The 23,303-nt window shown below is 73.9% G+C and carries 19 protein-coding genes and 1 pseudogene; 8 read left to right on the top strand and 12 right to left on the bottom strand.

The features are described from left to right. Nucleotides 1-143: 143 nt before the first annotated feature. From ABH937_RS11310 to ABH937_RS11295, 4 genes are all read right to left on the bottom strand, one after another. Nucleotides 144-815, bottom strand: a complete 672-nt coding sequence (locus ABH937_RS11310) for an O-methyltransferase (RefSeq protein WP_280690774.1) — start codon at nucleotides 813-815, stop codon at nucleotides 144-146. 103 nt (nucleotides 816-918) lie between these two features. Then, entirely contained in the window at nucleotides 919-1,569 is a 651-nt protein-coding gene (locus ABH937_RS11305) for a DedA family protein (RefSeq protein ID WP_280690773.1), read from the bottom strand. Between the two features lie 103 nt (nucleotides 1,570-1,672). Next, nucleotides 1,673-2,515: a class I SAM-dependent methyltransferase gene (locus ABH937_RS11300; RefSeq protein WP_280690772.1), complete on the bottom strand. Its 843-nt coding sequence runs from the start codon at nucleotides 2,513-2,515 to the stop codon at nucleotides 1,673-1,675. Between the two features lie 98 nt (nucleotides 2,516-2,613). Further along, nucleotides 2,614-3,495: a fused MFS/spermidine synthase gene (locus ABH937_RS11295; RefSeq protein WP_280690771.1), complete on the bottom strand. Its 882-nt coding sequence runs from the start codon at nucleotides 3,493-3,495 to the stop codon at nucleotides 2,614-2,616. A gap of 113 nt (nucleotides 3,496-3,608) precedes the next feature. Here ABH937_RS11295 and ABH937_RS11290 point away from each other — a divergent pair, with 113 nt between their 5' ends. Beyond that, entirely contained in the window at nucleotides 3,609-4,568 is a 960-nt protein-coding gene (locus ABH937_RS11290; protein WP_370218084.1) for an alpha/beta hydrolase, read from the top strand. 97 nt (nucleotides 4,569-4,665) lie between these two features. Here the strand turns inward: ABH937_RS11290 and ABH937_RS11285 are convergent, their stop codons facing one another. Next, nucleotides 4,666-5,226 (bottom strand): hypothetical protein, encoded by a 561-nt coding sequence (locus tag ABH937_RS11285; RefSeq protein ID WP_370218083.1) that lies wholly within the window; start codon nucleotides 5,224-5,226, stop codon nucleotides 4,666-4,668. A 270-nt stretch (nucleotides 5,227-5,496) separates the two neighbouring features. Here ABH937_RS11285 and ABH937_RS11280 point away from each other — a divergent pair, with 270 nt between their 5' ends. Further along, complete coding sequence (locus tag ABH937_RS11280; protein WP_280690768.1) at nucleotides 5,497-6,180, top strand: alpha/beta hydrolase; 684 nt, start codon at nucleotides 5,497-5,499, stop codon at nucleotides 6,178-6,180. Between the two features lie 17 nt (nucleotides 6,181-6,197). Here the strand turns inward: ABH937_RS11280 and ABH937_RS11275 are convergent, their stop codons facing one another. From ABH937_RS11275 to ABH937_RS11255, 5 genes are all read right to left on the bottom strand, one after another. Then, nucleotides 6,198-7,337, bottom strand: coding sequence for a winged helix DNA-binding domain-containing protein (locus ABH937_RS11275; protein ID WP_280690767.1), 1,140 nt, complete (start codon nucleotides 7,335-7,337; stop codon nucleotides 6,198-6,200). Continuing rightward, nucleotides 7,334-8,101, bottom strand: a complete 768-nt coding sequence (locus ABH937_RS11270; RefSeq protein ID WP_348533666.1) for a glycerophosphodiester phosphodiesterase — start codon at nucleotides 8,099-8,101, stop codon at nucleotides 7,334-7,336. Before ABH937_RS11270 ends, ABH937_RS11275 begins: the two co-directional genes overlap by 4 nt. A gap of 84 nt (nucleotides 8,102-8,185) precedes the next feature. Then, nucleotides 8,186-8,602 carry a helix-turn-helix transcriptional regulator gene (locus ABH937_RS11265; protein WP_280690766.1) on the bottom strand — a complete coding sequence of 139 codons (417 nt, stop codon included), beginning with the start codon at nucleotides 8,600-8,602 and terminating at the stop codon, nucleotides 8,186-8,188. 153 nt (nucleotides 8,603-8,755) lie between these two features. Continuing rightward, nucleotides 8,756-12,838, bottom strand: coding sequence for a Pls/PosA family non-ribosomal peptide synthetase (locus ABH937_RS11260; RefSeq protein ID WP_280690765.1), 4,083 nt, complete (start codon nucleotides 12,836-12,838; stop codon nucleotides 8,756-8,758). A gap of 323 nt (nucleotides 12,839-13,161) precedes the next feature. After that, nucleotides 13,162-14,370, bottom strand: coding sequence for an ROK family transcriptional regulator (locus ABH937_RS11255; protein WP_280690764.1), 1,209 nt, complete (start codon nucleotides 14,368-14,370; stop codon nucleotides 13,162-13,164). A gap of 144 nt (nucleotides 14,371-14,514) precedes the next feature. On the opposite strand from ABH937_RS11255, the gene ABH937_RS11250 reads away from it, so the two are divergent. Then, nucleotides 14,515-15,729, top strand: coding sequence for an MFS transporter (locus ABH937_RS11250; RefSeq protein WP_370218082.1), 1,215 nt, complete (start codon nucleotides 14,515-14,517; stop codon nucleotides 15,727-15,729). A gap of 14 nt (nucleotides 15,730-15,743) precedes the next feature. Then, nucleotides 15,744-16,406 carry a TVP38/TMEM64 family protein gene (locus tag ABH937_RS11245; RefSeq protein WP_370218081.1) on the top strand — a complete coding sequence of 221 codons (663 nt, stop codon included), beginning with the start codon at nucleotides 15,744-15,746 and terminating at the stop codon, nucleotides 16,404-16,406. 7 nt (nucleotides 16,407-16,413) lie between these two features. Here the strand turns inward: ABH937_RS11245 and ABH937_RS11240 are convergent. Then, a pseudogene (locus ABH937_RS11240) lies at nucleotides 16,414-17,159 on the bottom strand (SDR family oxidoreductase). Nucleotides 17,160-17,266: 107 nt separating this feature from the next. Between ABH937_RS11240 and ABH937_RS11235 the strand changes: the two are divergent. From ABH937_RS11235 to ABH937_RS11220, 4 genes are all read left to right on the top strand, one after another. Then, the gene (locus tag ABH937_RS11235; RefSeq protein WP_280690761.1) at nucleotides 17,267-17,779 is read left to right on the top strand and encodes a DinB family protein; all 513 of its coding nucleotides are present in this window, start codon (nucleotides 17,267-17,269) and stop codon (nucleotides 17,777-17,779) included. A gap of 295 nt (nucleotides 17,780-18,074) precedes the next feature. Beyond that, nucleotides 18,075-18,470: a cell division protein SepF gene (locus ABH937_RS11230; RefSeq protein ID WP_280690760.1), complete on the top strand. Its 396-nt coding sequence runs from the start codon at nucleotides 18,075-18,077 to the stop codon at nucleotides 18,468-18,470. 189 nt (nucleotides 18,471-18,659) lie between these two features. Further along, complete coding sequence (locus tag ABH937_RS11225; protein WP_280690759.1) at nucleotides 18,660-19,211, top strand: TetR/AcrR family transcriptional regulator; 552 nt, start codon at nucleotides 18,660-18,662, stop codon at nucleotides 19,209-19,211. Then, nucleotides 19,208-20,764, top strand: coding sequence for an MFS transporter (locus tag ABH937_RS11220; protein WP_370218080.1), 1,557 nt, complete (start codon nucleotides 19,208-19,210; stop codon nucleotides 20,762-20,764). Before ABH937_RS11225 ends, ABH937_RS11220 begins: the two co-directional genes overlap by 4 nt. 78 nt (nucleotides 20,765-20,842) lie before the next feature. Here ABH937_RS11220 and ABH937_RS11215 read toward each other — a convergent pair whose 3' ends face one another. Beyond that, nucleotides 20,843-23,269 (bottom strand): SpoIIE family protein phosphatase, encoded by a 2,427-nt coding sequence (locus ABH937_RS11215; RefSeq protein ID WP_370146436.1) that lies wholly within the window; start codon nucleotides 23,267-23,269, stop codon nucleotides 20,843-20,845. Nucleotides 23,270-23,303: the final 34 nt, after the last annotated feature.

The raw sequence follows: 23,303 nt of genomic DNA, 5'->3' as shown, positions 1-23,303 counted from the left end.
CAGGCGGGCCGCAGATCGGCCGATGGCCCGCTCCCCGAAACCCCGGGCCTCGTTCAGCTGTCCTCGCCGTCAGCTGAACGAGGCCCGGACCAGTCCGTCGCCCCAGCCGCCGACTCCCGCGGGCCGGCGATCCGACGATCCGATCAGCTCATCACCCGGATCAGCGTGAACCCGTCGTACCCCTTGCTGCCCACCGTCTGCACCGCCGTGGCCTCCAGCCGTGGCTCGGCCGCGACCAGCTCGTGCATCGCGCGGATCCCGACCACGGACGCATCCGTGCTGCCGGCGTCGGCCACCGCCCCGCCGCGCACCACGTTGTCCACGATGATCAGCGTGCCGGGCCGGGCGAGCCGCAGCGCCCAGCCGACGTACTCCGGGTTGCTGGGCTTGTCCGCGTCGATGAAGACCAGGTCGAACGGCTCGGCGCCGTCGTCCACCAGCTCCGCCAGGCTGTCGACGGCCCGCCCGGTCCGCACCTCGGCCACCTTCTCCAGTCCGGCCTCGTGCAGGTTGGCCCGGGCGACGGCGGCATGGGCCGGCGAGAGCTCCAACGAGATCAGCCGGCCGTCGGCGGGCAGCGCCCGGCCCAGCCAGATCGCGCTGTAGCCGCCGAGCGAGCCGATCTCCAGGATCCGCCGGGCGCCCGCGGTCAGGGCCAGCAGGTGGAGCAGCTTGCCCTGGGTGGGCGAGACGGCGATCTGCGGCAACCCGGCCTTCTCACTGGTCGCCAGTGCGGCGGTCAGCGCCGCGTCCGCACCGACCAGCACCCCGTCCAGGTACCGGTCCACCGCACTCCACTGCTGCTGCTCGGTCATCAGTCTCTCCGCACTCTCGCCGCACGTACCGGCGACGATCCTACGTGCGGTCGGCGGCGCCGGCTGACAGGCCGTCAGCCGACGTCCCCGGTGGTTCGCCGGCTCACTCCGCCACGGTGACCTGCTGCCCCTGCTCCTCGTCCGCGTGGCCGACGAGGGCGCGTGCCGCCCGGCGCTTGATCACCAGGCCCATGACACCGCCGCCCACCAGCGCGAGCACCAGGGCGAGGTAGGAGAAGTTCTTCAGGTACTGCTCCACCACCTTGCCCACGTAGTAGACGGCGACCGTGGTCCCGCCCGCCCAGCAGATGCCGCCGAGCACGTTGGCGATCAGGAACTTCCAGTACGGCATCCGCATGCAGCCGGCCAGCGGCCCGGCGAAGATCCGCAACAGCGCGATGAAGCGGCCGAAGAAGACGGCCCACATGCCCCACTTGTGGAACGCCCGCTCGGCGGTGGCCAGGTGGTCCGGACCGAAGTGGCGGGGGAACTTCCGGCCGAGCCGCTCGAACAGCGGCTGGCCACCCTTGCGTCCGATCGAGTAGCCGATCGAGTCGCCGATCACCGCACCGGCCACCGCGCAGACCGCGACCAGCGCCGGGTCGACCGTGCCCTTGGCGGCCAGCAGGCCGGCCGAGACCAGCGCGATCTCACCGGGCAGCGGGATGCCGAGGCTCTCGAGGCCGATGATCAGGGCGACCAGTGCGTAGACCGCGTTCGGCGGCGCGCTCTGGATCCACTCTTGGATGTGCAAGGCCGGTTCCTCCAGAACGCGGTTCGAATCGGTCGACAGGGCAGCCTAGCCTGCCGCCCTCAACCCGAACGCTTTACCAGTGCTTTAAGTTCCGTCGCTCGCTTCAGCCCTGCCGACGCGGCCGGCCGGGGTGCGCCGGACGCCGCCGCAACAGATCCAGCGGCCCGAACGAACGCACCAGCCGGGCCCGCCGGTCCGGCAGGTCGAGGGCGAGCACGCGCAGGAACCAGGTGCGCCGGGCTCCCAGCGGAACGGTGCGCGGGTCGGCGAGCAGCGAGCGCGAGCCGATGGTCCAGGGCATCCGCGGCGGCTGGTAGCCGCCGGGGCGCTTGGCGGCCGCCTCGGCGAGCCGGTTGAACCAGTGCGGCACCGCGTCGAAGACGAAGGTCGCGCGCGGCAGCCGGGCGGCACAGGCGGCGACCAGCGCACGGACCTCGGTCGGCTGGAGGTACATCAGCAGGCCCTCGGCGGTGATCAGCAGGTCGTCGCCGGGATCGACCTCGTCCAGCCAGGCGTGATCGGTGACCGAGCCGGCCAGCAGGCGGTGGCGCGGGGCGGCCGGCAGCAGCCGCTCACGCAGGGCGACGGCCTCGGGCAGGTCGACGCCCAGCCACCGGGCACGGCCGTTGTCGGTCCGCCAGTACTGGGTCTCCAAGCCTTCACCGAGACAGACCACGGTGCCGCGCGGGCTGCGGGTCAGGAAGTCGGTGACCTCGCGGTCGAAAACGCCGGCGCGCAGCGCCTGGAGCCGGGCGACGGTCGGCTGGGCGGGGCCGAAGCGGTCGACGAACGGGAAGTCGATCCGGTCGACCAGGGCGACGGCCTGGGGATCGCGCAGCACGGTGTCCGGACGCCGGGCCTCGGCGGCGCGGTGGTAGAGGGTCCAGAGCGCCGTCTCGGGCAGGGCGCTCGGGGCGAGCTCGGGCTGGCCATCGGGTGCGGGCAACGCGGTCGGCTCCTCGGCTGGATGATGGTCCGACAGGTGGATGCTCCGACATTCTGACATCGGGTCAGCCGCCCCTGTCGCGCAGCATCACCCCCGGCTCACCCGATGCTGAACGCCCCGGCCGGTGGCGGCGGTGAAGGACGGGCCGCCGCATCGGTCACCGGGACGGCCGGGCCGACCAGCCGGCGCAGCTCCGCTCCGTCGACCAGGCGGGCCGGGAACGGGTCACCGGCCAGCCGGCGGGCCAGCGGCTCGACCGGGAGCGGGGCGGGCGAGCCGATCAGCAGCAGATTGCCGTAACGCCGACCGCGCAGCACGGACGGTTCGGCGATCAGGCAACTGTGCGGGAAGACCTCCCGGACGGTGGCGGCCTGGGCTCGGGCGAAGTCGAGGGGTGCGCTGTCGGCGAGGTTGGCGGCGTACGTGCCGTCGGGGCGCAGCGCGGCGGCGACGTGCCGGACGAACTCGGTGCTGGTCAGGTGGGCGGGGGTGCGCGAGCCCTGGAAGACGTCGGCGATCACCAGGTCCAGCGAGCCGGGCGCGGTGCCGGCCAGCACGTCACGGGCGTCGCCGACGGTCACCGTGATCTCCGGCTCCGGCCACGGCAGTACCTCGCGGACCAGCTCGACCAGCGGGCCGTCCGCCTCCGCCACCTGCTGGCGCGAGCCGGGCCTGCTGGCGGCGAGGTAGCGCGGCAGCGTGAGCGCCCCGCCGCCGAGGTGCAGCACGGCCAGCGCGCGGCCCTCGGGGGCCAGGGTGTCGGCCAGGTGGCCGAGCCGCTGGGTGTACTCGAATTCGAGGTGGCCCGGCTCGGCGAGGTCGACATAGGACTGCGGGGTGCCGTCCAGGGTGAGCAGCCAGCCACCCTCGTCATCGAGGTCGGGCATCAGCTTGGCCGTGCCGAAGGCGGTCTCACGCTGCACCGGCACCCGCTCGCCCGGGGTCTGGTCGGTGTGGCGATCGCCATCGTCTCTCGGCATGACGGCAGCATAGGGTGCCGGCGCCGTGCAGCGGCTACCGGCCGGTATCGTCGGGGCTGCTGAGTCGGTGGTCCTGTGGCAGCAGGTCAATGCAGAGATTGGGTGCGGCAGACGTGGAGTTCCGAGAAGACATCCTGGGTGCCCCGTACGAGGCGGCCGAACTGCCGCTGGCCGCCGACGAGGAGGGCGCGGTCAGCGCGACCCTGGTCCGGCGCCTGGTGCCCGGCTCCCAGCGGGCCGTGCTCTACCTGCACGGCTACACCGACTACTTCTTCCAGACTCATTTGGCAGAACATTTCGCAGCCCTCGGCTTCTCCTTCTACGCGCTGGACCTGCGCAAGTACGGCCGCTCGCTGCGACCCCACCAGTCGCCGAACTTCATCCGCGACCTGGCCGCCTACGACGAAGAGCTCGACCAAGCGGTCCGGATCATCCGCGAGCAGGACGGCCACAGTCAGCTACTCGTGAACGGGCATTCCACTGGAGGGCTGGTAGCCGCCCTCTGGGCTTCCCGGCAAGCCGGGCGCGGGGTGGTGGACGGGCTCTTCCTGAACAGTCCTTTCCTTTCGATGCCCACAAGTCCGGCCATGCGTACGCTCGGTGCTCCGGCCGTCGGCGCACTCGGCCGGCTGGCGGCCACCAGCAAGCTGCCCGCGCCACTCAACCCGCATTACGTCCACAGCTTGCACCGTGACCACAAGGGCAGTTGGGACTTCGACCTCACCCTCAAGCCCGCCGAAGGGTTCCCGCTCTATGCCGGCTGGCTCGCCGCCATCAACCGCGGCCACCAGGAGGTTCGGCGCGGCCTACAGATCGATGCCCCCGTCCTGCTGATGGCCTCCACCGCCTCCACCATCACGAACAAGTGGCACCCGGATCTGCTCCGCACCGACGCCGTACTCCGCGCCGACGACATCGCGGCACTCGCACCGCGCCTCGGACGCCGTGTCACCACCGTGCGGATCGAGGGCGGAATGCACGACCTCGTCTTGTCGGGTGAGGCTGCTCGCACCGAGGTCTTCGCCGAACTGGACCGCTGGATCGGCGCGTACCTTCCGGCGCTGCCAGCGTGAGTCCCGCTCATTGATCAAGGTCCGCTGGGCCTCCAGCGGACCTCGCATCCTCGCAGTGGTGCCGGTGAGCCCACCGATAAGCCCACCAGGATGTGCCTCAGCGCTCGGTGCCGTCATGGACCCGCAGCAGCACCTGCTGGACCGCGTCGGCGTCGGCTGGTCCAGCTACCAGCAGGAAGAACTTCTCGTCGTACCACGTGCACGTGGTCCGGCCATCGTGCTGGTCCTGGTAGCACGCGGTGGCGCCGGCGATCCGCAGTTGCGGGTGGGTGACCGTGGTGCCCTGCGAGGAGGGGGCGTTGGCGGCGAGCCACGAGCCTGCCCGGTCATGCTCGTTGGGGGCTGTCATCACCACCCAGATTCCGGGAGTGCCCGGGGCGTCGCCATAAACACTCTGGCGAAGGCCGGTCAGCCCGGCGGAGGGGAGCCTGGTCCTGCTCGGCCATGCCTGCGAGTCGGGGGGCGAATCCACCTGGTGCTTCTGCTCGACCGTCTTCGGCAGGAAGATGTCCGCCGGGTCATGCCCGGTGCCACGCGCGCTCCCGTTGCTCTTGTTCGCCAAGAACAGCAAACCGAGCAGCACCCCCAGCACCACCACGATCAGCACGCCGGTCAGCCCGCTTCCCGACCGCGCCCGGCCGGTTCTCCCCGTGGCCATCACAAGCCTCCAACCCCTCACTTGGACAGCTTGTCCCCGGAGGACGCAAGCCTCCCCGCCCGCGCTACCAGCAGCTTCTGCGCCCTGGACCTCCAGCCGCCCGTGACCACCATCAACTCTATCGGAGGACACCAGCTCCTCACGCAGAGCCGCAAGGCAGATGACCGCTACTTCGTGGGTCAAGGCCCAAAGGGACCATCACGAAGAGTAGTGCGTCGGAAGCTCGCCGTAGGGTGGCGTCATGGCTTGACAGCTACAAAGGAGGACGTCATGGCAGGCAAGGCCAGCATCGTTTTCGCGCACGGACTCTGGGCCGACGGGTCGTGCTTCAGCAAGCTCATCCCCACGCTCCAGGCCGAGGGCCACCGGGTCTACAGCTCGCAGCACGGCCTGGACTCACTCGAAGGCGACGTCGCGTGCGTCACCCGGGCCATCAACCACGTGCCCGGCCCGGTCGTGCTCGTCGGCCACTCCTACGGCGGGACGCTGATCACCAAGGCGGGCGTGCACGACCGAGTGGGCGCCCTGGTCTACATCGCCGCGCTCGCGCCCGACGAGGACGAGACCTCTCAGAGCCAGCAGGAGAAGTTCCCCAGCACGCCCGTCTTCAAGCACCTCGATGTCGCCGACGGCCGCCTCTGGCTGCTTGAGTCAGGCATCGGCGACTTCTGCGGCGATCTTCCCGCGACCGAGCAGCAGTTGGTCCTGGCGACGGGCGCAGTGCCGGTCGCCGACCTGTTCGCCCAGCAGGTCCCCGGCACCGCTTGGCGTACGAAGCCGAGCTGGTACATCGTCGCGAACCACGACCGCACCGTGAACCCGGAGCTGGAGCGGGCCGTCGCCGAGCGCATGGGCGCGAAGACCTACAGCGTGGACAGCAGCCACGTGCCCATGCTGTCGCACCCCGACTTCGTCCTCGACGTCATCCGCGACGCCGCGAAGGCTCTGATCTGACCCTCTGAAGACGACTCCTAGTCGCCGGACTCGACCCGCACCTCCCGCGCCGCCGCCTCCGGCGCCGCGAAGGCCAGCACGCGCTCCGCCGCCAGCTCGGCCGCCTGCCGGGCCGGGCGGCTCAGCGGGGTGAAGAGGCGCAGGTCGACGGCCGCCCGGGCGCCCGGCTCGGGTGCCGGCGACCTGGCCACCTGCCAGGAGCCGGCCACGAAGCCGTCCACCAGGAGGGTGCCGAGCACGATGCCGTTCTGGGTCATCACCCGGGGGCGGTACTCCTCGGGCAGCACCCGGGTGCGGTCGGCGTGCGAGAGCAGCAGGTTGTCGAAGGGCGCCACCAGTCGCACGGGGGCTGCGGCGTCGGCGCCGGGGCGGGGCGCGTCGGGCAGGTCGTAGAGGGTGCGGCCCGCCTCGTCGCGGAACTCGGCCAGCCGGGGGCGCAGCCGGCTGAAGACGGCGGCCAGCCGGGTCAGGCCCGACCACTTCTGCGCGTCGGCGACGGTGGCCGGGCCGAAGGCGGCGAGGTACCGGAGCACCAGGCGCTCCTGGCTCCGCTCCTGCTCGCCCGGGTCGGCCAGGTCGGCCTGCGGGCGGCCCAGCCAGTGCTCGGCGGTGGTGTGCGCGGGGGCACCGCCGGTGCGCCACAGGCCACGTGGCGGGACCTGGACCAGCGCGAGCCGGGCGCGCAGCAGTTGGGCGAGCGCGGCCGGATCGCGGTCGGGATGCTCGGCGCCGAGCAGTGCGCCCAACTCCTGGAAGGTGCGCGGCGACTCCTCGACCAGTCGCCGGCCGCGCTCGGTCAGTGCCGCGAGGTCCAGACCGGCCAGGCGCTTGCCGAAGGCGCCGCGCAGGCCCAGGTCCAGGACGGGCTGCAGCAGCGGGCGCAGGTTCAGACAGTCCTCGGCGGTGACCAGGTGGATGGTGCCGCGCTGCAGCCCGAGCCGGACCGCCGTACGTCCTTCGAGCAGCGCGCCGAGCTGCTCCGGGGCGAAGTCGGGCAGCCGGGACCAGAGGCCGTAGTACGGCGGGTCGGCGGCCTGGGCCTGTAGACCGACCAGCTGGGTGATCAGCTGACGTGGAGTCAGTTCGCTTGGTGCGAGCAGGTGCTGACGGGCCAGCAGGGCGCGGTTCAGGGCCTGGCGGCCCAGCACGGCGGTCACCGTCGGCGGCTGTCGAGCACCGAGCGCAGCAGCCCGATCCGGTTGGAGGTGATCGAGGCGACGCCCGTCTCCCGCATCCGGCGCATGGTGCGGCGCAGGTCCACCGTCCAGGTGCTGACCGTCAGGCCCGCGGCGGCCGCCCGCTCCACCAGCGCCCGGTCCACCAGCCCGAAGGGCGGGTTGAGGTAGTGCGGCCGCAGGTCCGCCAGCAGTGCGGCGACCGGCAGGCCCGGCTGCTTCCAGGTGAGCGCGAGCGGCACCTCGGGGGCCAGGGCGCGCACCGCGAGCAGCGCGGTCGCGGGCCCGCAGAAGAGCACCCGGCCCTCGGCGCCCTGCTCGGTGACGGCCCGCCAGGCGGCCTCGGCCGGCCCGGGATCGTCCAGGTCGATCATCAGCCTGGCCGCCGGGTACTCGGCCAGCAGCCCGATCGCCTCGGCCAGGGTGGGGACCCGGTGTCCGTCCGCGAAGCGCTGGGCGGCCAGCCTGTCGGCGGTGAGCGCACGCAGCGGGCGGTCCAGCTCCCACAGGCGCTTGAGGGTGGGGTCGTGCAGCAGCATCGGGACGCCGTCCCGGGTCAGTTGGACGTCGACCTCGACCGCGTCGGCCCCGGCGGCCAGCGCGGCGGCCACCGAGGGCAGGGTGTTCTCCCGGAAGCGGTAGGGGTCGCCGCGGTGCGCGACGGCCAGCGGCCGGTCCGGGAGGTCGGCCACCGGGGTCGCGGCGTCCACCGTGGCCTGGGTGGTGGGCAGGGCGGCTCGGGGCACGGCTCTCCTCAAGTGCGGCTGCTGTTTCTGGCGTGCGTCGCTTCCGGCGCTCGCGACCTTACGGGGTCGACCGCCTCGTACGGGTCAACTACCTTCGATCATCACATTGGTCGATTTGATGACCGCAGTGGCCCGGGCCCCCGGCACCAGGCCCAGCTCCTCCGCCGACTCCCGGCTGATCAGCGACACCACCCGGAACGGCCCGGCCTGGATCTCCACCTGCGCGGCCACGTCCCCCAGCACCACGTGCGTGACGATCCCCGGGAACCGGTTGCGCGCCGAGGAGGTACGGCCTTCCGCCTCCGCCACTCCGGGCTTGGCCAGCTCGCGCGCGAACGACGCCAACTGCTGGCCGGCGATGATGCGGTGGCCGTGCTCGTCCCGCTCGGCGGCCAGCCGGCCGGCGTCGACCCAGCGCCGCATGGTGTCCGCACTCACGCCGAGCATGGCCGCGGCCTCGCCGATGCGGTAGTGGTGGACCGGACGAGCGGGCTGTCCCATGGCACTCCCCGGGGGTTTCGTGGCGCATCACGGTGATGATCGCGGGCAGCCCCCATCCTGCCGCATCGGCACCGGCCGCCGGTACACCGACCGGGCCACCCGCCGCAGGCCACCCCCACGGGCCGGGCGATGCCCGCCTCGCCGGGCCGCCGGTCAGCGCTGGCGGCCCGGCGAGGCGGGGCGCCGCGGGGCGGTGCGCTGCCGACCGGGGAGCGCGTGCCGGCGCGGGGCGCGGGTGGCGGCGGCCGTGCGGTGCCCGGTGGGCCAGGCGGCGACGGGGTTGCCGGCCCAGCGGGTGCCGTCGGGCATCTCCTCGCCACGCATCACCAGCGAGGAGGCGCCGACCGCCGCGCCGACCCCGACGGCGGAGCCGGGCAGCACGATGGAGTGCGGACCCAGCGTGGCCCCGGCGCCGAGGCGGACCTGGTCCAGGCGCATCACCCGGTCATGGAAGAGGTGCGTCTGCAGCACGCAGCCGCGGTTGACGCTCGCCCCGTCCTCGACGGCGACCAGGTCGGTCTCCGGCAGCCAGTGGGTCTCGCACCAGACGCCGCGCCCGATCCGCGCGCCGAGCGAGCGCAGCCAGACGTTCAGGAACGGCGTACCGACCAGGGTCTGGCCCAGCCACGGCATCGCGAGTTCCTCGACGAAGGTGTCGTACAGCTCGTTGCGCCAGACGAAGGAGGACCAGAGCGGGTGCTCACCGGTCTTGAACCGGCCCACCAGCAGCCACTTGGCCGCCGTGGTGACCAGGCAGGCGGCGATGCCGGCGCCGATCAGCACCGGGCCGACCAGCGCGGCGCCCAGGATCAGGCCGTCGCTGTCGACCAGTTCCTGCATCGCGACCACGGCGAGGTCGCCGAGCAGCACGGCGAACAGCACCGGCACCACCCGGCACAGCTCCACCGCCGCGCGGGCCAGCACCAGCCGCAGGGGCGGGTCGTAGGTGCGGCTGGGGTCGCCGGTCTCGGCCACCCGGGGCAGCGCGAGGCCGGGGCGGCCCAGCCAGGAGGAGCCGGGCTCGGCCTGCGGCGGAGCGTCGGAGAGCACCCCGACCAGCGCGTCGTCGGGCAGGTCGCGGCTGGGGCCGACGATCCCGGAGTTGCCGACGAAAGCCCGCCGGCCGACCTGGGAGGCGCCCAGCCGCAGCCAGCCGCCGCGCACCTCGAAGGGCGCGATCAGCGTGTCGTCGGCGAGGAAGGCACCGTCGTCCACCCGCATCAGCCCGGGCAGGGTGAGCACGGTGGACGCCTCCACCCGGCGGCCGACGCTGGCCCCGAGCAGCCGCAGCCAGACCGGGGTGAACAGGCTCGCGTAGAGCGGGAAGAGCGTGCCGCGCGCGGTGGCCATCAGCCGGCTGACCACCCAGGTGCACCAGGCCGCCTTGCCGTGCGCGGGATGGAACCCGGGCTTGATCGGGCGGCTCAGCAGCCGGACCAGCAGCACCAGCAGACCCGCGTAGCAGACCATCGAGAAGAGGGCGGCCAGCGGCGAGACGGTCAACAGCTGGACCAGCACAGCGCTCAACGAGCGGTCCTGGTCGACCAGTTGGAAGACCACCAGGAGGGCGGGGGCGGCGGCGAGCACCGGTAGCAGGCTGAGCAGCGGCAGCGCCAGCGCGTAGGCGAGGTGCCAGCCGCGCGAGCGGCCGTGCGCGGGGACCGGCCAACCCTCGCCGGCCCGGGCCACGCCCGGACCGTCCAGCGGGCGGGCCGGGGAGCCGTGCCAGCGCTCGCCGGCCGGCAGCTCGCCGAACAGGCAGGAGCCGGGCGCCAGGTCCGCGCCGTCACCCAGCCGGGCGCCGGGCATCAGCATCGCCCGGGTGCCGACCCGGGCGCCGGCGCCGACCTCGACCCGGCCCAGCTCCAGCTGATCGCCGTCCAGCCACCAGCCGGCCACGTCGGCCTCGGGCTCGACCGAGCAGCCGGGGCCGAACCGGCCCAGACCGCTGACCGGCGGCATGGTGTGCAGGTCGGCACCGCGGCCGACCCGGCAGCCGAGCGCGCGGGCGTAGTGCCTGGCCCACGGGGTACCGATCAGCGCGGCCAGGTTGAACACGGCGACGGCCCGCTCGGCGGTCCACAGCCGCAGGTGCACCGAGCCGCCGCGCGGGTAGCTGCCAGGCTTCAGTCCGACGGTGAGCATCCGGGCCGCGGCCGAGCCGAGGACCAGCCGGCCCGGGGCGCTGGACAGCACCAACCAGCCGGTGATGATCAACCACCAGGGGGCGTGCGGGGCCCAGGGCACCCGGTGGGTCAGGTTGTCCAGCGCGGCCAGCGCCAGCACCCAGCGCAGGCCGCTGATGGTGTAGGCGACGGTGAGCACCAGCAACTGGACCAGGCCGGCCCGGCGCGGCGTCGGCCGCATCGGGCGGACCAGGCCGGTGGCGGCCTGCGGCGCCGCGACGTGCGCGGCGGGGTCGGCGTGCGGTGCCGGACCGCCGGTCAGCTCGTCCAGCCGGGCGGCCAGCCCGAGCAGCGTCGGGTGACCGTAGATGTCGGTGACCGAGACCCCGGGGCAGCGTTCGCGCAGCACCGAGACCAGCTTGGCGGCGGCCAGGCTGGTGCCGCCGAGCGCGAAGAAGTCGCTCTGCCCGGTGACCGGCAGACCTAGCAGCTCGCGCCAGCGCGCGGCCAGCCAGCCGGCGGTACCGTCCAGGTCCACCGCCGCGCCCCGGTCGGCCGCCGCGCCGGCCAGCGGCCAGGGCAGCGCGTTGCGGTCGACCTTGCCGGAGGTGCGGGTGGGCAGGTCCTCCAGCAGGGCGAGCACCGGGACCAGCGACTGGGGCAGCCGCTCCAGCAGCAGCGCGCGGGCGGCCTCGGTGTCGAGGCCGAGCTCCCGGCGCTCGGGGACCAGGTAGCCGACCAGCACCTCGCCACCCCCGGCCGTCTTGCGCACGGCCGCGGCAGCAGCCCGCACGCCGGGCAGCGCCTGCAACGCGGCGTCGATCTCGCCGAGTTCGACCCGGCGACCCGCCAGCTTGACCTGCTCGTCGGCGCGGCCGACGAAGACCAGGCCCGCGGGCTCGGCCCGGACCAGGTCGCCGCTGCGGTAGACCCGGGGGCTGCGCAGCCAGTCGTGCGGGCGGAACTTCTCGGCGTCCTTCGCGGGGTCCAGGTAGCGGGCGGTGCCGACGCCGCCGATCAGCAGCTCGCCGGTCTCGTTCCAGGCGACCGGCTTGCCCTGACCGTCGACGACGGCGATCTCCCAGCCGGCCAGCGGCGCCCCGATCCGCACCGGCTGACCGGGCGTCAGCAGCGCGGCACAGGCGACCACGGTGGTCTCGGTGGGGCCGTAGGTGTTCCAGAACTCGCGCTGCCCGGTGGCCAGTCGGTCGACCAGCTCGGCCGGGCAGGCCTCACCGCCGACGATCAGCAGGCGCACCCGCTCCAGGCACTCCACCGGCCAGAGCGCGAGCAGCGTGGGCACCGTGGAGACCACGGTGATCTGCCGCTCGACCAGCCAGGGGCCCAGGTCGGTGCCGGCCTTGACCAGTGAGCGCGGCGCGGGGACCAGGCAGGCGGCGTGGCGCCAGGCGAGCCACATCTCCTCGCATGAGGCGTCGAACGCGACCGAGAGGCCGGCCAGGACCCGGTCGCCGGGGCGCAGCCCGTTGCCGCGCAGGAAGAGCCCGGCTTCGGCGTCGACGAACGCGGCGGCCGACCGGTGGCTGACCGCGACGCCCTTGGGGCGGCCGGTGGTGCCGGAGGTGAAGATGATCCAGGCGTCGTCCTGCGGGCCGGGCCGGGCCGGGCGACGGCCGGGTGCCACGACGGCACTGAACGCCACGGCCAGGCCGGCGCCGACCACCGCGCAGACCCCGGCGTCGGTCCAGATCAGCTCGGCACGCTCGTCCGGGTCGTCGAAGTCGACCGGGACGTAGGCGGCGCCGACCCGCAGCACGGCGAGGATCGCGAGGTACAGGTCGGCGGTGCCGGAGGGGACCCGCACGCCGACCCGGTCGCCGCGCCCGATCCCGGCGGCGGCCAGGCGCCGGGCCAGCTCGTCCACGGCCGCCAGCAACGTTCGGTAGTCGAAAACCTGTCCGTCGGCATCCAGCGCCGGCGCCTGCGGACAGGCGTGCGCGGCGGCCTCCAGGATGTCCACCAGAGTGCGGACGGGAGCCGCGGGCGCGACCGGCCACAGCGCGCCGGCCTGCCACCCCGGCTGCTCGCCCCCGAGCTGCTCGCCCCCGAATCGGCGCAGGTGAGCGCCTCGATCTTCTACTGCTTCCATGAACCTTGCTCTCGCCGGGACATTTGCGGGTCGGGTGCAGACGGAGCGAGCCCCGACCGCCTAGGTGGGGACGCGGCGCAGCGGCGAACGGTTGGTCGATCGGCATAACACGACCCATCCGGCCCATTGATCCCGAAACCGAGGGTAGATGGTCACTCAGCGCAACTCCGACAACCAAGCCGATTGTTCATAAAACCCTCATGAAACGGACAGTGAAGATCACATGATCCGCAACGGATGTTCAGGTGCCGGACGGATCCTGAACGGCGGCCCGGGAAAGCCTGGGAGTGCGGGGCCCCGGCCAGCCGAGAACCGAGCGCCGTTCAGCCGAGGTCGAGCCCGCCGAACAGGTCGCGCCGCACCGCGTCCGAGGCCGTCAGCACCGCCCCGCTGAGCACGGCGCCGCCGCCGGCCGTGCCGGCCCGGACCTCGGTGCGCAGCGGTGACAGCCGCGCGAGCCGGGCCGCCACCCGCTCGGCCAGCGCGGCCCCGCCGGCCCGGCCGACCTCGCCGCCCAGCACCACGCAGCCCGGGTCGAGGATCACGCTGACCGCCGAGACGCCGAGCACGACCCGGTCGGCCAGCTCGTCCAGGAACGGCTCGCCGGCCGGCCCGGCCGCGACCGCGGCGAGCACCGCCGCCTCGGCGGGCGGCCCACCGCCCGTGCCGTCACCCACCGGCAGGCCGTGCGCGCGGGCCAGCGCGCAGACCGCCGGGCTGCCGGCCAGGCTGTGGAAGCCCCCGTCGCAGCTGCGCATGCCGGGCAGCGAGCCGGTGCCGGGCACCGGCAGGAACCCGATCTCGCCGGTGCCGCCGGAGGAGCCCCGGCGCAGCCGGCCGTCCAGCACCACCGCGGCACCGGTGCCGTGCCCCAGCCAGAGCAGCACGAAGGTGTCGCGATCGGTGGCGGCGCCCAACCGGTGCTCTGCGATGCCCGCCAGGTTGGCCTCGTTCTCCAGCAGCAACCGCCCGCTCAGTCCGGCGCGCAGGGTGGCGACCAGCTCGGCGTGCCAGTGGTGCAGGCGCGAGGTGGTGCTCAGCGCCCCGCTGGCCGGGTCGACCAGGCCCGGCGCGCCGACCGCCACCGTGTGCAGCTCGCGGGCGCCGGCCTCGCGCGCGGTGGCCAGCAGGGTCCGCAGCACCTGGTCGGCGAAGCCGGGGGGCGGACCGGCCGGGTCGGCGGGGTCGACCGGCAGCGCGGCGCCGGCCAGCGTCCGCCCGGTGAGGTCGGCGACAGTGAGCGTGACGCCGACCGTGCGCACGTCGATGCCGGCCAGGTGGGCGCGGTCGGCGCGCAGCCCGTAGAGGCGGGCGTTGGGCCCACGGCGCTGCTCGCCGCGCTCCCCCACGATGGCCACCAGGCCGCCGCGTTGCAGGCGTTCCAGCAGGTCGGCGACGGTGGGGCGGGAGAGTCCGGTGAGGGCGCGCAGCTCGGTGGCGGTCAGCGGTCCGTGGCCGAGCAGCAGGTCGAGGGCCAGCCGGTCGTTGATCGCACGGGCGGTGCTGGGAGTGGCCGTGCGCGCGGTGGTCATGGCCGAACATCCTTCCAGATCGGCGGTCCGGGCTCGGTCGCGCCAGGCACTCAGTCTATCTATCAGGGTCCCTTCCTGATAATTTATCGCCTCGCAGGGGCCAGACGCCCGACGATCAGTCACCCGACAGGGAGGACTTCCGCCATGCCGTCACCCGCTCACCCACCGCGCCGCGAGGGGCTCGGCCGGTCCCGGCTGAGCATCGCGCTGGTCTTCGCCGTCCACGGCGCGGTCACCGGCAGCTTCGCCACCCGGATCCCGGCCCTGCAGGAGCGGCTGCACCTGAGCCCGGGCCAGCTCGGCCTGGCCCTGGTGATGCCCGCCCTCGGCGCCTCGCTCGCGATGCCGCTGGCCGGGCGGATCACCCACCGGCTGGGCGCCCGCGCGGCGATCCGGCTGCTGCTGGCACTCTGGTGCCTCTCGCTCGCGCTGCCCGCCCTCGCTCCCGGGCTGCCCTGGCTCTGCCTGGCGCTGCTGGTCTACGGCGGCACCTCGGGGATGGCGGACGTGGCGATGAACGCCGAGGGGGTCGAGGTCGAGCGCCGGATGGGCAAGTCGATCATGTCCGGCCTGCACGGGATGTGGAGCCTGGGTGGACTGCTCGCCTCGACCTTCGGCGCGCTGGCGGCCCGTCAGCAGCTGGACCCCCGGCTGCACCTGGCGCTCGCGGCCGGGGTGCTGCTGCTGCTCGGCCAGCTGGCCTGCGCCGGACTGCTGGACGTGCGCCCGGAACCGGAGGCCGAGGCGCCGCCCCGGTTCGCGCTGCCGCCCCGCTCGGCGCTGGCGATCGGGCTGGTCGGCTTCTGCGCGGTCTTCGCCGAGGGCGCGGGCGTCGACTGGTCGAGCGTCTACCTGCGCGACCTCACCGGCGCGGCGGCCGGCACCGCGGCGGTGGCGTACTCGGCGTTCGCCGGCACCATGGCGGTGGCCCGCTTGGCGGGCGACCTGGCGGTGCGGCGGCTCGGGCCGGTGCGCGGGGTGCGGCTCGGCGGGGCGGTCGCCGCGGGCGGCGGAGTGCTGGTGGTGATCGCGACCAGCCCGGCGGTGGCGATCCCCGGCTTCGCGCTGCTCGGCATCGGGGTCGCGGTGGTGGTACCGCTGGCCTTCGCCGCCGCCGGGCACGCCGGGCCGAACCCGAGCCAGGCGATCGCGGGCGTCGCGACCGTCACCTACACCTCCGGGCTGATCGCACCGGCGATCGTCGGAACGATCGCCCAGGGCAGCTCGCTGCGGGTGTCGTTCGCAGTGGTGACGGCGCTGGCGGCGGCGCTCACGGTGACGGCGGGCGCGCTGCGCACGGCGCGGGGCGGGCGCGGCGAGGTGGCCGAGCCGGCCGCCGAGGTCGGCCTGCCGGGCTGACTACACTCCCCCGCATGAAGCTGAGCGGCGTGCTGCGCGCACCTTGGGCCCGGGCGGCGCTGCTGCTGGTGATCCTGCTGGCGGCCGCCTCCTCGGTGCTGTTCTGGGATCCGCGGCAGCTGGCGCTGTCGGTGCCCGGGGTGTGGCGGGCGCCCGCGTTCACCCTGCTCTTCGCGCTGGGCACGCTGGCCTTCCTGCCCAAACCCGCGCTGAGTGTGGCGGCCGGCGTGCTGTTCGGCGCCCGCGGGGGCGTGCCGGTCGCGGTGCTGGGCACGACGGCCGGCGCCGCGCTGGCCTTCGGCCTGGGGCGCGGCCTCGGCCGGCGGGCGCTGCGGCCACTGCTGCGCGGTCGGGCGCTGCTGGCGCTGGACCGCGGGCTGACCGAGCACGGTTTCCGCACGGTGCTGCTGATGCGGCTGGTGCCGGGCGTCCCGTTCCAGGCGGTGAACCTGAGCGCGGCCCTGTCCGGCGTCCGCTGGGGGCCGTTCCTGGCGGGCAGCTCGCTGGGCGTGCTGCCCGGCACGGCGGCCTACGTGGTGGCGGGCGCCTCGGCGGGCTCGCCGGGTTCGCCCGCGTTCCTGGTGTCGGGAGCGGTGATCGTGCTGCTCAGCGCGGTCAGCCTGGCGGGCGCCTGGCGAGCCCGAGCCCGTGGTGCGGCGGCCGCGCCGGCCGCCTGACGCACCGCTACTGCCCGCCGGCGACCCGCAGGATCGCGCCCGAGGTGTAGGAGGCGTCCGGGGAGAGCAGCCAGGCGACCGCGCCGGCGATCTCCTCGGGGCGCCCCGCCCGGCGCAGCGGGACGCTGGGGCCGACCCGGGCGGGGCGTCCTGGCTCGCCCGACAGCTGGTGGATCTCGGTCTCGATGGTGCCGGGCGAGACGGCGTTGACCCGGATCCCGGCCGGACCGAGCTCCTTGGCCAGGCCAATGGTCAGCGCGTCGGTGGCCGCCTTGGTGGCCGCGTAGTGCACGTACTCGCCCGGGCTGCCCAGGGTGGCCGCCGCCGAGGAGACGTTGACGATCGCCGGCCCCCTACTGGCGGACCCTCTCAGTCGCGGGCGGCCCGGCGGGCGCAGAGCAGGTAGCCGACCAGGTTGACGTCCACCACCCGGCGCAGGTCCTCGGTGCGCAGCTCGGCGAGCGGCCCGCGCGGGCTGGTCACACCGGCGTTGTTGACCAGGCCGGTGGCCGCCCCGAGTTGCTCGGTGGCCCGGTCGAAGAACCGTTCCACCTCCGCCTCGACGGCGGTGTCGAGCCGGATCGCGACCGCCGCACCACCCGCCGCCCGGAGCTCCTCGGCGAGCTTCTCGGCCACCTGGGCGTCCCGGCGGTAGCCGATCGCGAGGTCGTGACCGTCGGCGCCCAGCCGCCGGCAGACGGCTGCGCCGATCCCCCGGCCGCCGCCGGTGACCAGGGTGACGGGTCGTGACATGCGGTCCTCCGTAAGCGTTCCGGCCCGGCTTCGTGCTGCCGCCGAGAGCCTAACGCCCGGAAGAATCGACTCGCGGCGCCGTCCCCTGCTGCGCCAGGATGGCGCACATGACCGACGCGACCGAGCGCACCGACCCGCCATACGCCGCCGACGAGGCCACCATGCTCGCCGCCTGGCTCGACTTCCACCGCAAGACGCTGGCGGTGAAGACGGCGGGCCTGACCGAGGAGCAGCTCAAGCGGCGCTCGGTGCCGCCTTCGACGCTGAGCCTGCTCGGGCTGGTCCGCCATCTCGCCGAGGTGGAGTCCTACTGGTACCAGGTCATCCTGCTCGGCGGCGAGGACACCGCGGTCTACGGCACCGCCGAGGACCCGGACTTCGACTTCAACGGGGCGGACCAGGCCGACCCGGCCGAGGCCTTCGCCACCTGGCGCCGGCAGATCGAACTCGCCGAGCAGGCGGTGTGCGGGCTGCCACTGGAGACCGTCGGCAAGCGGCGGCGCGGTGGCGAAGAGGTGACGCTGCGTTGGATCCAGGTCCATCTGATCGAGGAGTACGCGCGGCACAACGGGCATGCGGACCTGCTGCGTGAATGCGTCGACGGGGTCACCGGAGAGTAGCCGCGAGGGTCACCGACGGCGTCACCGAGATGTGACCAGTCGTCAACTCGACAGCCTCGAACGGCCGGTCGAGGACGAGGTCGGAATGATCCCGGGCGCACCGTGCAACCACCCGCCGACCTGCGGCGTCCCCTCTCGGTGAGGACGGCTTGTGCCACTGGCACACGCCACAACCCGAACGGCGTGCCAGGGCGGGCGCCGAAGCGGTGATCAGTGCGATACTCGGACAGCTCCGGTGAGTGGACGACGCGTCAGCAGGCCGGAGCCAGACGGGGACAGGACAGGGAGGCGCGGCATGGGAGCACTTCGCGACGAGCACCACAACGGGTGGCTGATGCCGTCCGGGAGCTACCCAGCCGCGGTGTACGAGGAAGAGCCGTGGGCGACCGCGGACACGGTTCCGATGCTGCCGAACCCGGCGAAGATCGTTTCGGTGAAGCCCACCGGATTCGAATCCGCCCGCACGGTCGGCGAGCACATCCGCGCCGGTACTCCGGTGGTCATGGACGTGACCGAGATGGACGACGGCGAGGCCAAGCGGATGGTCGACTTCGCGTCGGGCCTGGTCTTCGGCACCCGCGGCGGGATCGAGCGGATCGCCCGGCGGGTGTTCCTGCTGACGCCGCCGGAGGTCGAGGTGATGGTGATCGACCGGCCGTTGGACGACAGCGGGTTCTACAACCAGAGCTGAGCACGCGGACCTGAGCGAGCAGAGCTGAACTGAGCGAGCAGCGCCGACCCGAGCGGTCGGCGGTGAGGCGAGCCGGTGGCGGCCCCAAGCGGGCCACCACCGGCTTTTTCCTTGCCCCGAAGCGCGGCCGCGCGCACACGACTTGTCTCAGCTGAGACATGGATGTCTCAAATGAGCTACCCTGGTCTCATGGCCATCGATCGCGACGCGGTACTCAAGGCAGCCGTCACCGTCCTCTCCCGGCAGCCGACCGCGCATCTGGACGAGATCGCGCGCGTCGCCGGCATCAGCCGGGCCTCGCTGCACCGGATCTTCCCGGGGCGCGACGCGCTGATCCGCGAGGTGGGCCTGCTCGGGCTGCGCCGCTACAACAGCGCGCTGGACACCGCCGCGATCGAGACCGGTGACACGGCGGCGGCGCTGCGCCGGCTGGTCGAGGTGCTGGTCCCGGACGCGGCGCTCTGCGCCTTCCTGGCCGGGGAGAACCAGCTCTTCGACGACCCCGAGCTCTGCGCGCTCTGGGAGGAGCAGGACGCCCGGGTCCGGGCCTTCTTCCTGCGCGGGCAGCAGGAGGGAGCCTTCAGGATCGAGCTGCCGGCCGGCTGGCTCAGCGAGGCCTTCTTCGACCTGCTGGCCGGCGTCGGCTGGGCCGTGCAGGACGGCCGGCTCGCCCCGCGCGACAGCGCGTTCGCCCTCACCGAACTCTTCCTCGGCGGAGCCCTGCGAAGGAGCACCTCGTGACCGCCGTCCTGCACACCCCCAGCACCCCCAGCACCGCCTGCACCGCCCGCACCGCCCCGCACGCGCCCGCCGCCGACCCCCGCCGCTGGTCCGGCCTGGCGGTACTGGTGCTGGCCGTCACGCTGGTGGTGGTCGACGCGACCGTGCTGGTGCTGGCGATCCCCTCGATCACTGAGACGCTCGCGCCCAGCTCGACCTCGCTGCTCTGGATCGGCGACAGCTACTCCTTCGTGCTGGCCGGCCTGCTGGTCAGCATGGGAGCGCTGAGCGACCGGATCGGGCGCAAGCGGCTGCTGCTGATCGGTGCGAGCGCGTTCGGCGCGGCCTCCCTGCTGGCCGCCTACGCGCCGAGCGCCGCCTGGCTGATCGCCGCCCGCGCGCTGCTCGGCGTCGCCGGGGCGACCATCATGCCCTCCACCCTGTCGTTGATCCGCGCGCTCTTCCCGGACGCGCGGGAGCGGGCCAGGGCGATCGGCATCTGGGGCGCGACGGCCACCGCGGGCGCCGCCGCCGGTCCGCTGGTCGGCGGGCTGCTGCTGGAGCACTTCTGGTGGGGCTCGGTCTTCCTGCTCAACCTCCCGCTGGTCGCCCTGCTGCTGGTGCTCGGCGGCTGGCTGCTGCCGGAGTCCCGGAACCCCGAGCCGGGGCGATTCGACCTGCCCAGCGTGTTCTGCTCGATGGCCGGCCTGATCGCCGCGGTCTACGCGATCAAGGAGGCGGCCGCACACGGGGTGGCGCGCTGGGACGTGCCGCTGGCCGCCGTGCTGGGCGTGCTCGGGCTCTGGCTCTTCGTCCGCCGTCAACTGCGGCTGACCGCACCGCTGCTGGACGTGCGGCTGTTCGCCGACCGCCGGTTCACCGCGGCCGTGCTGGGCGCGCTGATCGCCGTCTTCGGGCTGGCCGGCGTGGTCTTCTTCACCTCCCAGTACCTGCAACTGGTCCGCGGCTACTCGCCGCTGCGAGCCGGGCTGGCCGAGCTGCCGGCCTTCGCCGGCGCGGCCGTCGCCTCGGTGCTGACCGCCCGGATGGCCCGCCGGGCCGGTACCCGGGGCGCCCTGGCGGGCGGCATGGTCCTGCTGGGGCTGGCGCTCGGGATGCTGGGCTGGCTGCGACAGGACACCCCGTACCTGGTGCTGGCGGCGGTCTTCCTCGGCGTCGGCGCCGCCGAGGGCCTGGTCTACACGCTCGCCTCCGACCTGGTGCTGACCGCTTCGCCCGCCGAGAAGTCGGGGGCCGCCTCCGCCGTCTCGGAGACCGCCTACGAGCTGGGCACGGCACTGGGCATCGCGCTCTTCGGCTCGGTGCTCACCGCGGTCTATCCGGGTGCGGTCGGCACCCCGCCGGGGGTGGACCTGGCGACGGCGGCCAAGGCGCACCAGTCGCTCGGCGCGGCCATCGAGGCGGCGCACGCGCTGCCGGGCGCGGCCGGGCAGGCACTGGCCGAGGCGGCGCGCTCGGCCTTCGTGCAGGGCATGAGCCTGGCGGCGCTCTGCGCGGCGGTACTGGTGCTGCTGGGTGCGGGGCTGGCCTGGCGGCTGCTGCGCCGAGCGTGACCTGCGCAGCAAGGTGGCGGCGCGCCGATGCGACGGCGCAGCGGAGGCCGGGTCCGACGGAACGTGCGGCCGCTCGGCTCAGCTGCCGAGCGGCAGTTCCAGCTCCGCCCAGACCACCTTGCCGTCCTTGGTCGGCCGGCTGCCCCAGCGCTGGGCCAGCTCGTTGATCAGGTTCATTCCGCGCCCGCCCTCGTCCTCCGAGCCGGCCGGGCGCAGCCGCGGGGCCTGGCGCCCGGCGTCGGCCACCTCCAGGGTGAGCATCCGGTCGCGGAACAGCCGCAGCCGGCGCGGCTGCTGGGCGTGCACCAAGGCGTTCGTGACCAGCTCGCTGACCAGCAGTTCGGCGAAGTCGGCGAGCGGGCTCAGGCCCCAGGAGGCCAGCGTGCTGCGGGTGAAGCGGCGGGCGAGCGCGGGGATCGGGCCCTCGCCGGTGAGCGGCAGGGTGGCGATCCGGTCACTCGGCAGCGGCAGCGCCCGCGCCATGATCATCGCCACGTCGTCCTCGGTGCCGCCGCCCACCAACGTCGAGATCACCGCGTCGCAGTGCGCCTCCAGGGTGCGGCCGCGGGCGGCCAGCGTGGTGCAGAGCTGGTTGATGCCCTGGTCGATGTCCTCGCCGCGCCGCTCGACCAGGCCGTCGGTGTAGAGGGTCAGGATGCTGCCCTCCGGCAGGGTGAACTCGACGCTCTCGAACGCCACCCCGCCGATCCCCAGCGGCACGCCCGGCGGCACCTCCAGCGACCGGGCGTCGCCGTCCGGGCCCATCACCACCGGCGGGAGGTGGCCCGCGCAGGCCACCGTGCAGCTGCGGTCCACCGGGTCGTAGACCACGCAGACGCAGGTGGCGAACTGGCCCTCGCCGATCCCGGTGGCGGTCTCGTCGAGCCGGGCGAGCACCTGGGCCGGCGGCATGTCCAAGGTGGCCAGGGTGCGCGCCACGGTGCGCAGCTGACCCATCGTCGCCGCCGCCCTGATCCCGTGGCCCATCACGTCGCCGACCACCAGCGCCACCCGCCCGCAGGAGAGCGGCACCACGTCGAACCAGTCGCCGCCGACCTCGCTGACCAGGCTGCTGGGCAGGTAGCGGTAGGCGATCTCCAGACCGAGGGTGCGGTGGATCTCCTGCGGCAGCAGGCTGCGCTGCAGGGTCAGCGCGGTGTCCCGCTCGCGCCGGTAGAGGCGGGCGTTGTCGATGCTGACGGCGGTGCGGGCGACCAGCTCCTCGGCCAGCGCCACGTCCGCCTCGGTGAAGGACTCGGGGTTGCGGGTGCGGACGAACTCGGCGCCGCCCAGCACCATGCCGCGGGCCAGCAGCGGCACCAGCAGGTAGGAGTGGATCCCGGCGGCCAGGCCCGGCTCGGCCCGCTCCTTGCGCGCGGCCAGTTTGCGCAGCGTCGGCTCGTCCATCTTGGCGATCACCATCGACTTCCCGCTGCGCAGGCTCTTGGTGTAGTTGCGGTTGGAGTCGTAGGCGGTGGTCTCGCCGACCGCGTCGGCCACGCCGACCAGGCCCGACCCGGTGACCTCGCCGGCGGCCACCGCGCGCAGCAGCACCCCCTGGTCGGGGGCCAGCAGGCTTGGTTCCTCGCCCTGGAGGACCGGATCGAGCAGGTCGACGGTGGCGAAGTCGGCGAACTTGGGGACCACCGAGGCGATCAGCTCCTCGGCGGTGCGCTGCATGTCGAGGGTGGTGCCGATCCGGGCGGTGGCCTCGGCGAGCAGGGTGAGCCGCTCCTGGGCCCGGGCGGCGCGGGCCTCGGCCCGGAACCGCTCGGTGACGTCGATGATCGAGGAGCTGACGCCGAGCACCTGTCCCGCGGGGTCCGCGAGGCGGAAGTAGGAGGCGGACCAGGCCCGGTCGCGGCCCGGCTCGGTCGGGGTGCGGCCGTAGGAGCGGGCGTCGACCACCGGTTCGCCGGTGGCGAGCACCTCGCGCATCACCGCCTCGATCTCGGTGGTGTTGATGCCGGGCAGCACCTCGTCCAGCCGCCGGCCCAGGTGCTGATCCACCGACAGGCCGTTCATCCGGGCCAGCGCCTGGTTGATCCGGACGTAGCGCAGCTCGGTGTCGTAGACGGCCAGGCCGATCGGCGACTGGGTGAAGAAGCCCTCCAGTACCGCGAGGTTGGCCTCCACCTGCTTGATGGCCCGCACGTCGGAGCCGGTGGCCAGGACCAGCGGCCGCCCGCCCGGCCCTCGGATGCCGTAGGTGCGGAAGTCCAGCTCGACCTGGTGGCCGTCCTTGTGCCGCACCGGGAAGACGCCCGACCAGCGGCGTCCGGACAGCACGCGCTCGTACAGCGCCAGCGCCTCGGTGTGGTGATCGCGGCTGGTCAGCAGCGGCGCGGCCGGGTGTCCGACGATCTCCTCGGCGCGCCACCCGAGCAGCCGTTCGGCGTCCTCGCTCCAGTGCAGGACCACGCCGTCGGCGTCCAGCACCGCGGTGGCGAGCGGGACCAGGCGGTGGCCGTCCAGGCTCGAGGGGGCGATCCCGGGCCCGCCCACGCCGGCTCCCGCGCCGGAACCGCCGGGCTGGGTG

The sequence above is a fragment of the Kitasatospora sp. GAS1066B genome, from assembly GCF_041262605.1.
In the GTDB taxonomy this organism is placed as follows: domain Bacteria; phylum Actinomycetota; class Actinomycetes; order Streptomycetales; family Streptomycetaceae; genus Kitasatospora.
Note: the sequence above shows the minus strand (reverse complement) of the source record. Positions and strands in the feature narration are given on the sequence as shown.

Excerpts from the sequence above, each read along its gene's own strand:
- ABH937_RS11280 (WP_280690768.1), top strand. The coding sequence starts at position 5,497 with ATGGCAGGCAAGGCCAGCATCGTTTTCGCGCACGGACTCTGGGCCGAC.
- ABH937_RS11285 (WP_370218083.1), bottom strand. The coding sequence starts at position 5,226 with ATGGCCACGGGGAGAACCGGCCGGGCGCGGTCGGGAAGCGGGCTGACC.
- ABH937_RS11230 (WP_280690760.1), top strand. The coding sequence starts at position 18,075 with ATGGGAGCACTTCGCGACGAGCACCACAACGGGTGGCTGATGCCGTCC.
- ABH937_RS11235 (WP_280690761.1), top strand. The coding sequence starts at position 17,267 with ATGACCGACGCGACCGAGCGCACCGACCCGCCATACGCCGCCGACGAG.
- ABH937_RS11265 (WP_280690766.1), bottom strand. The coding sequence starts at position 8,602 with ATGGGACAGCCCGCTCGTCCGGTCCACCACTACCGCATCGGCGAGGCC.
- ABH937_RS11255 (WP_280690764.1), bottom strand. The coding sequence starts at position 14,370 with ATGACCACCGCGCGCACGGCCACTCCCAGCACCGCCCGTGCGATCAAC.
- ABH937_RS11245 (WP_370218081.1), top strand. The coding sequence starts at position 15,744 with ATGAAGCTGAGCGGCGTGCTGCGCGCACCTTGGGCCCGGGCGGCGCTG.
- ABH937_RS11225 (WP_280690759.1), top strand. The coding sequence starts at position 18,660 with ATGGCCATCGATCGCGACGCGGTACTCAAGGCAGCCGTCACCGTCCTC.
- ABH937_RS11295 (WP_280690771.1), bottom strand. The coding sequence starts at position 3,495 with ATGCCGAGAGACGATGGCGATCGCCACACCGACCAGACCCCGGGCGAG.
- ABH937_RS11260 (WP_280690765.1), bottom strand. The coding sequence starts at position 12,838 with ATGGAAGCAGTAGAAGATCGAGGCGCTCACCTGCGCCGATTCGGGGGC.
- ABH937_RS11250 (WP_370218082.1), top strand. The coding sequence starts at position 14,515 with ATGCCGTCACCCGCTCACCCACCGCGCCGCGAGGGGCTCGGCCGGTCC.
- ABH937_RS11310 (WP_280690774.1), bottom strand. The coding sequence starts at position 815 with ATGACCGAGCAGCAGCAGTGGAGTGCGGTGGACCGGTACCTGGACGGG.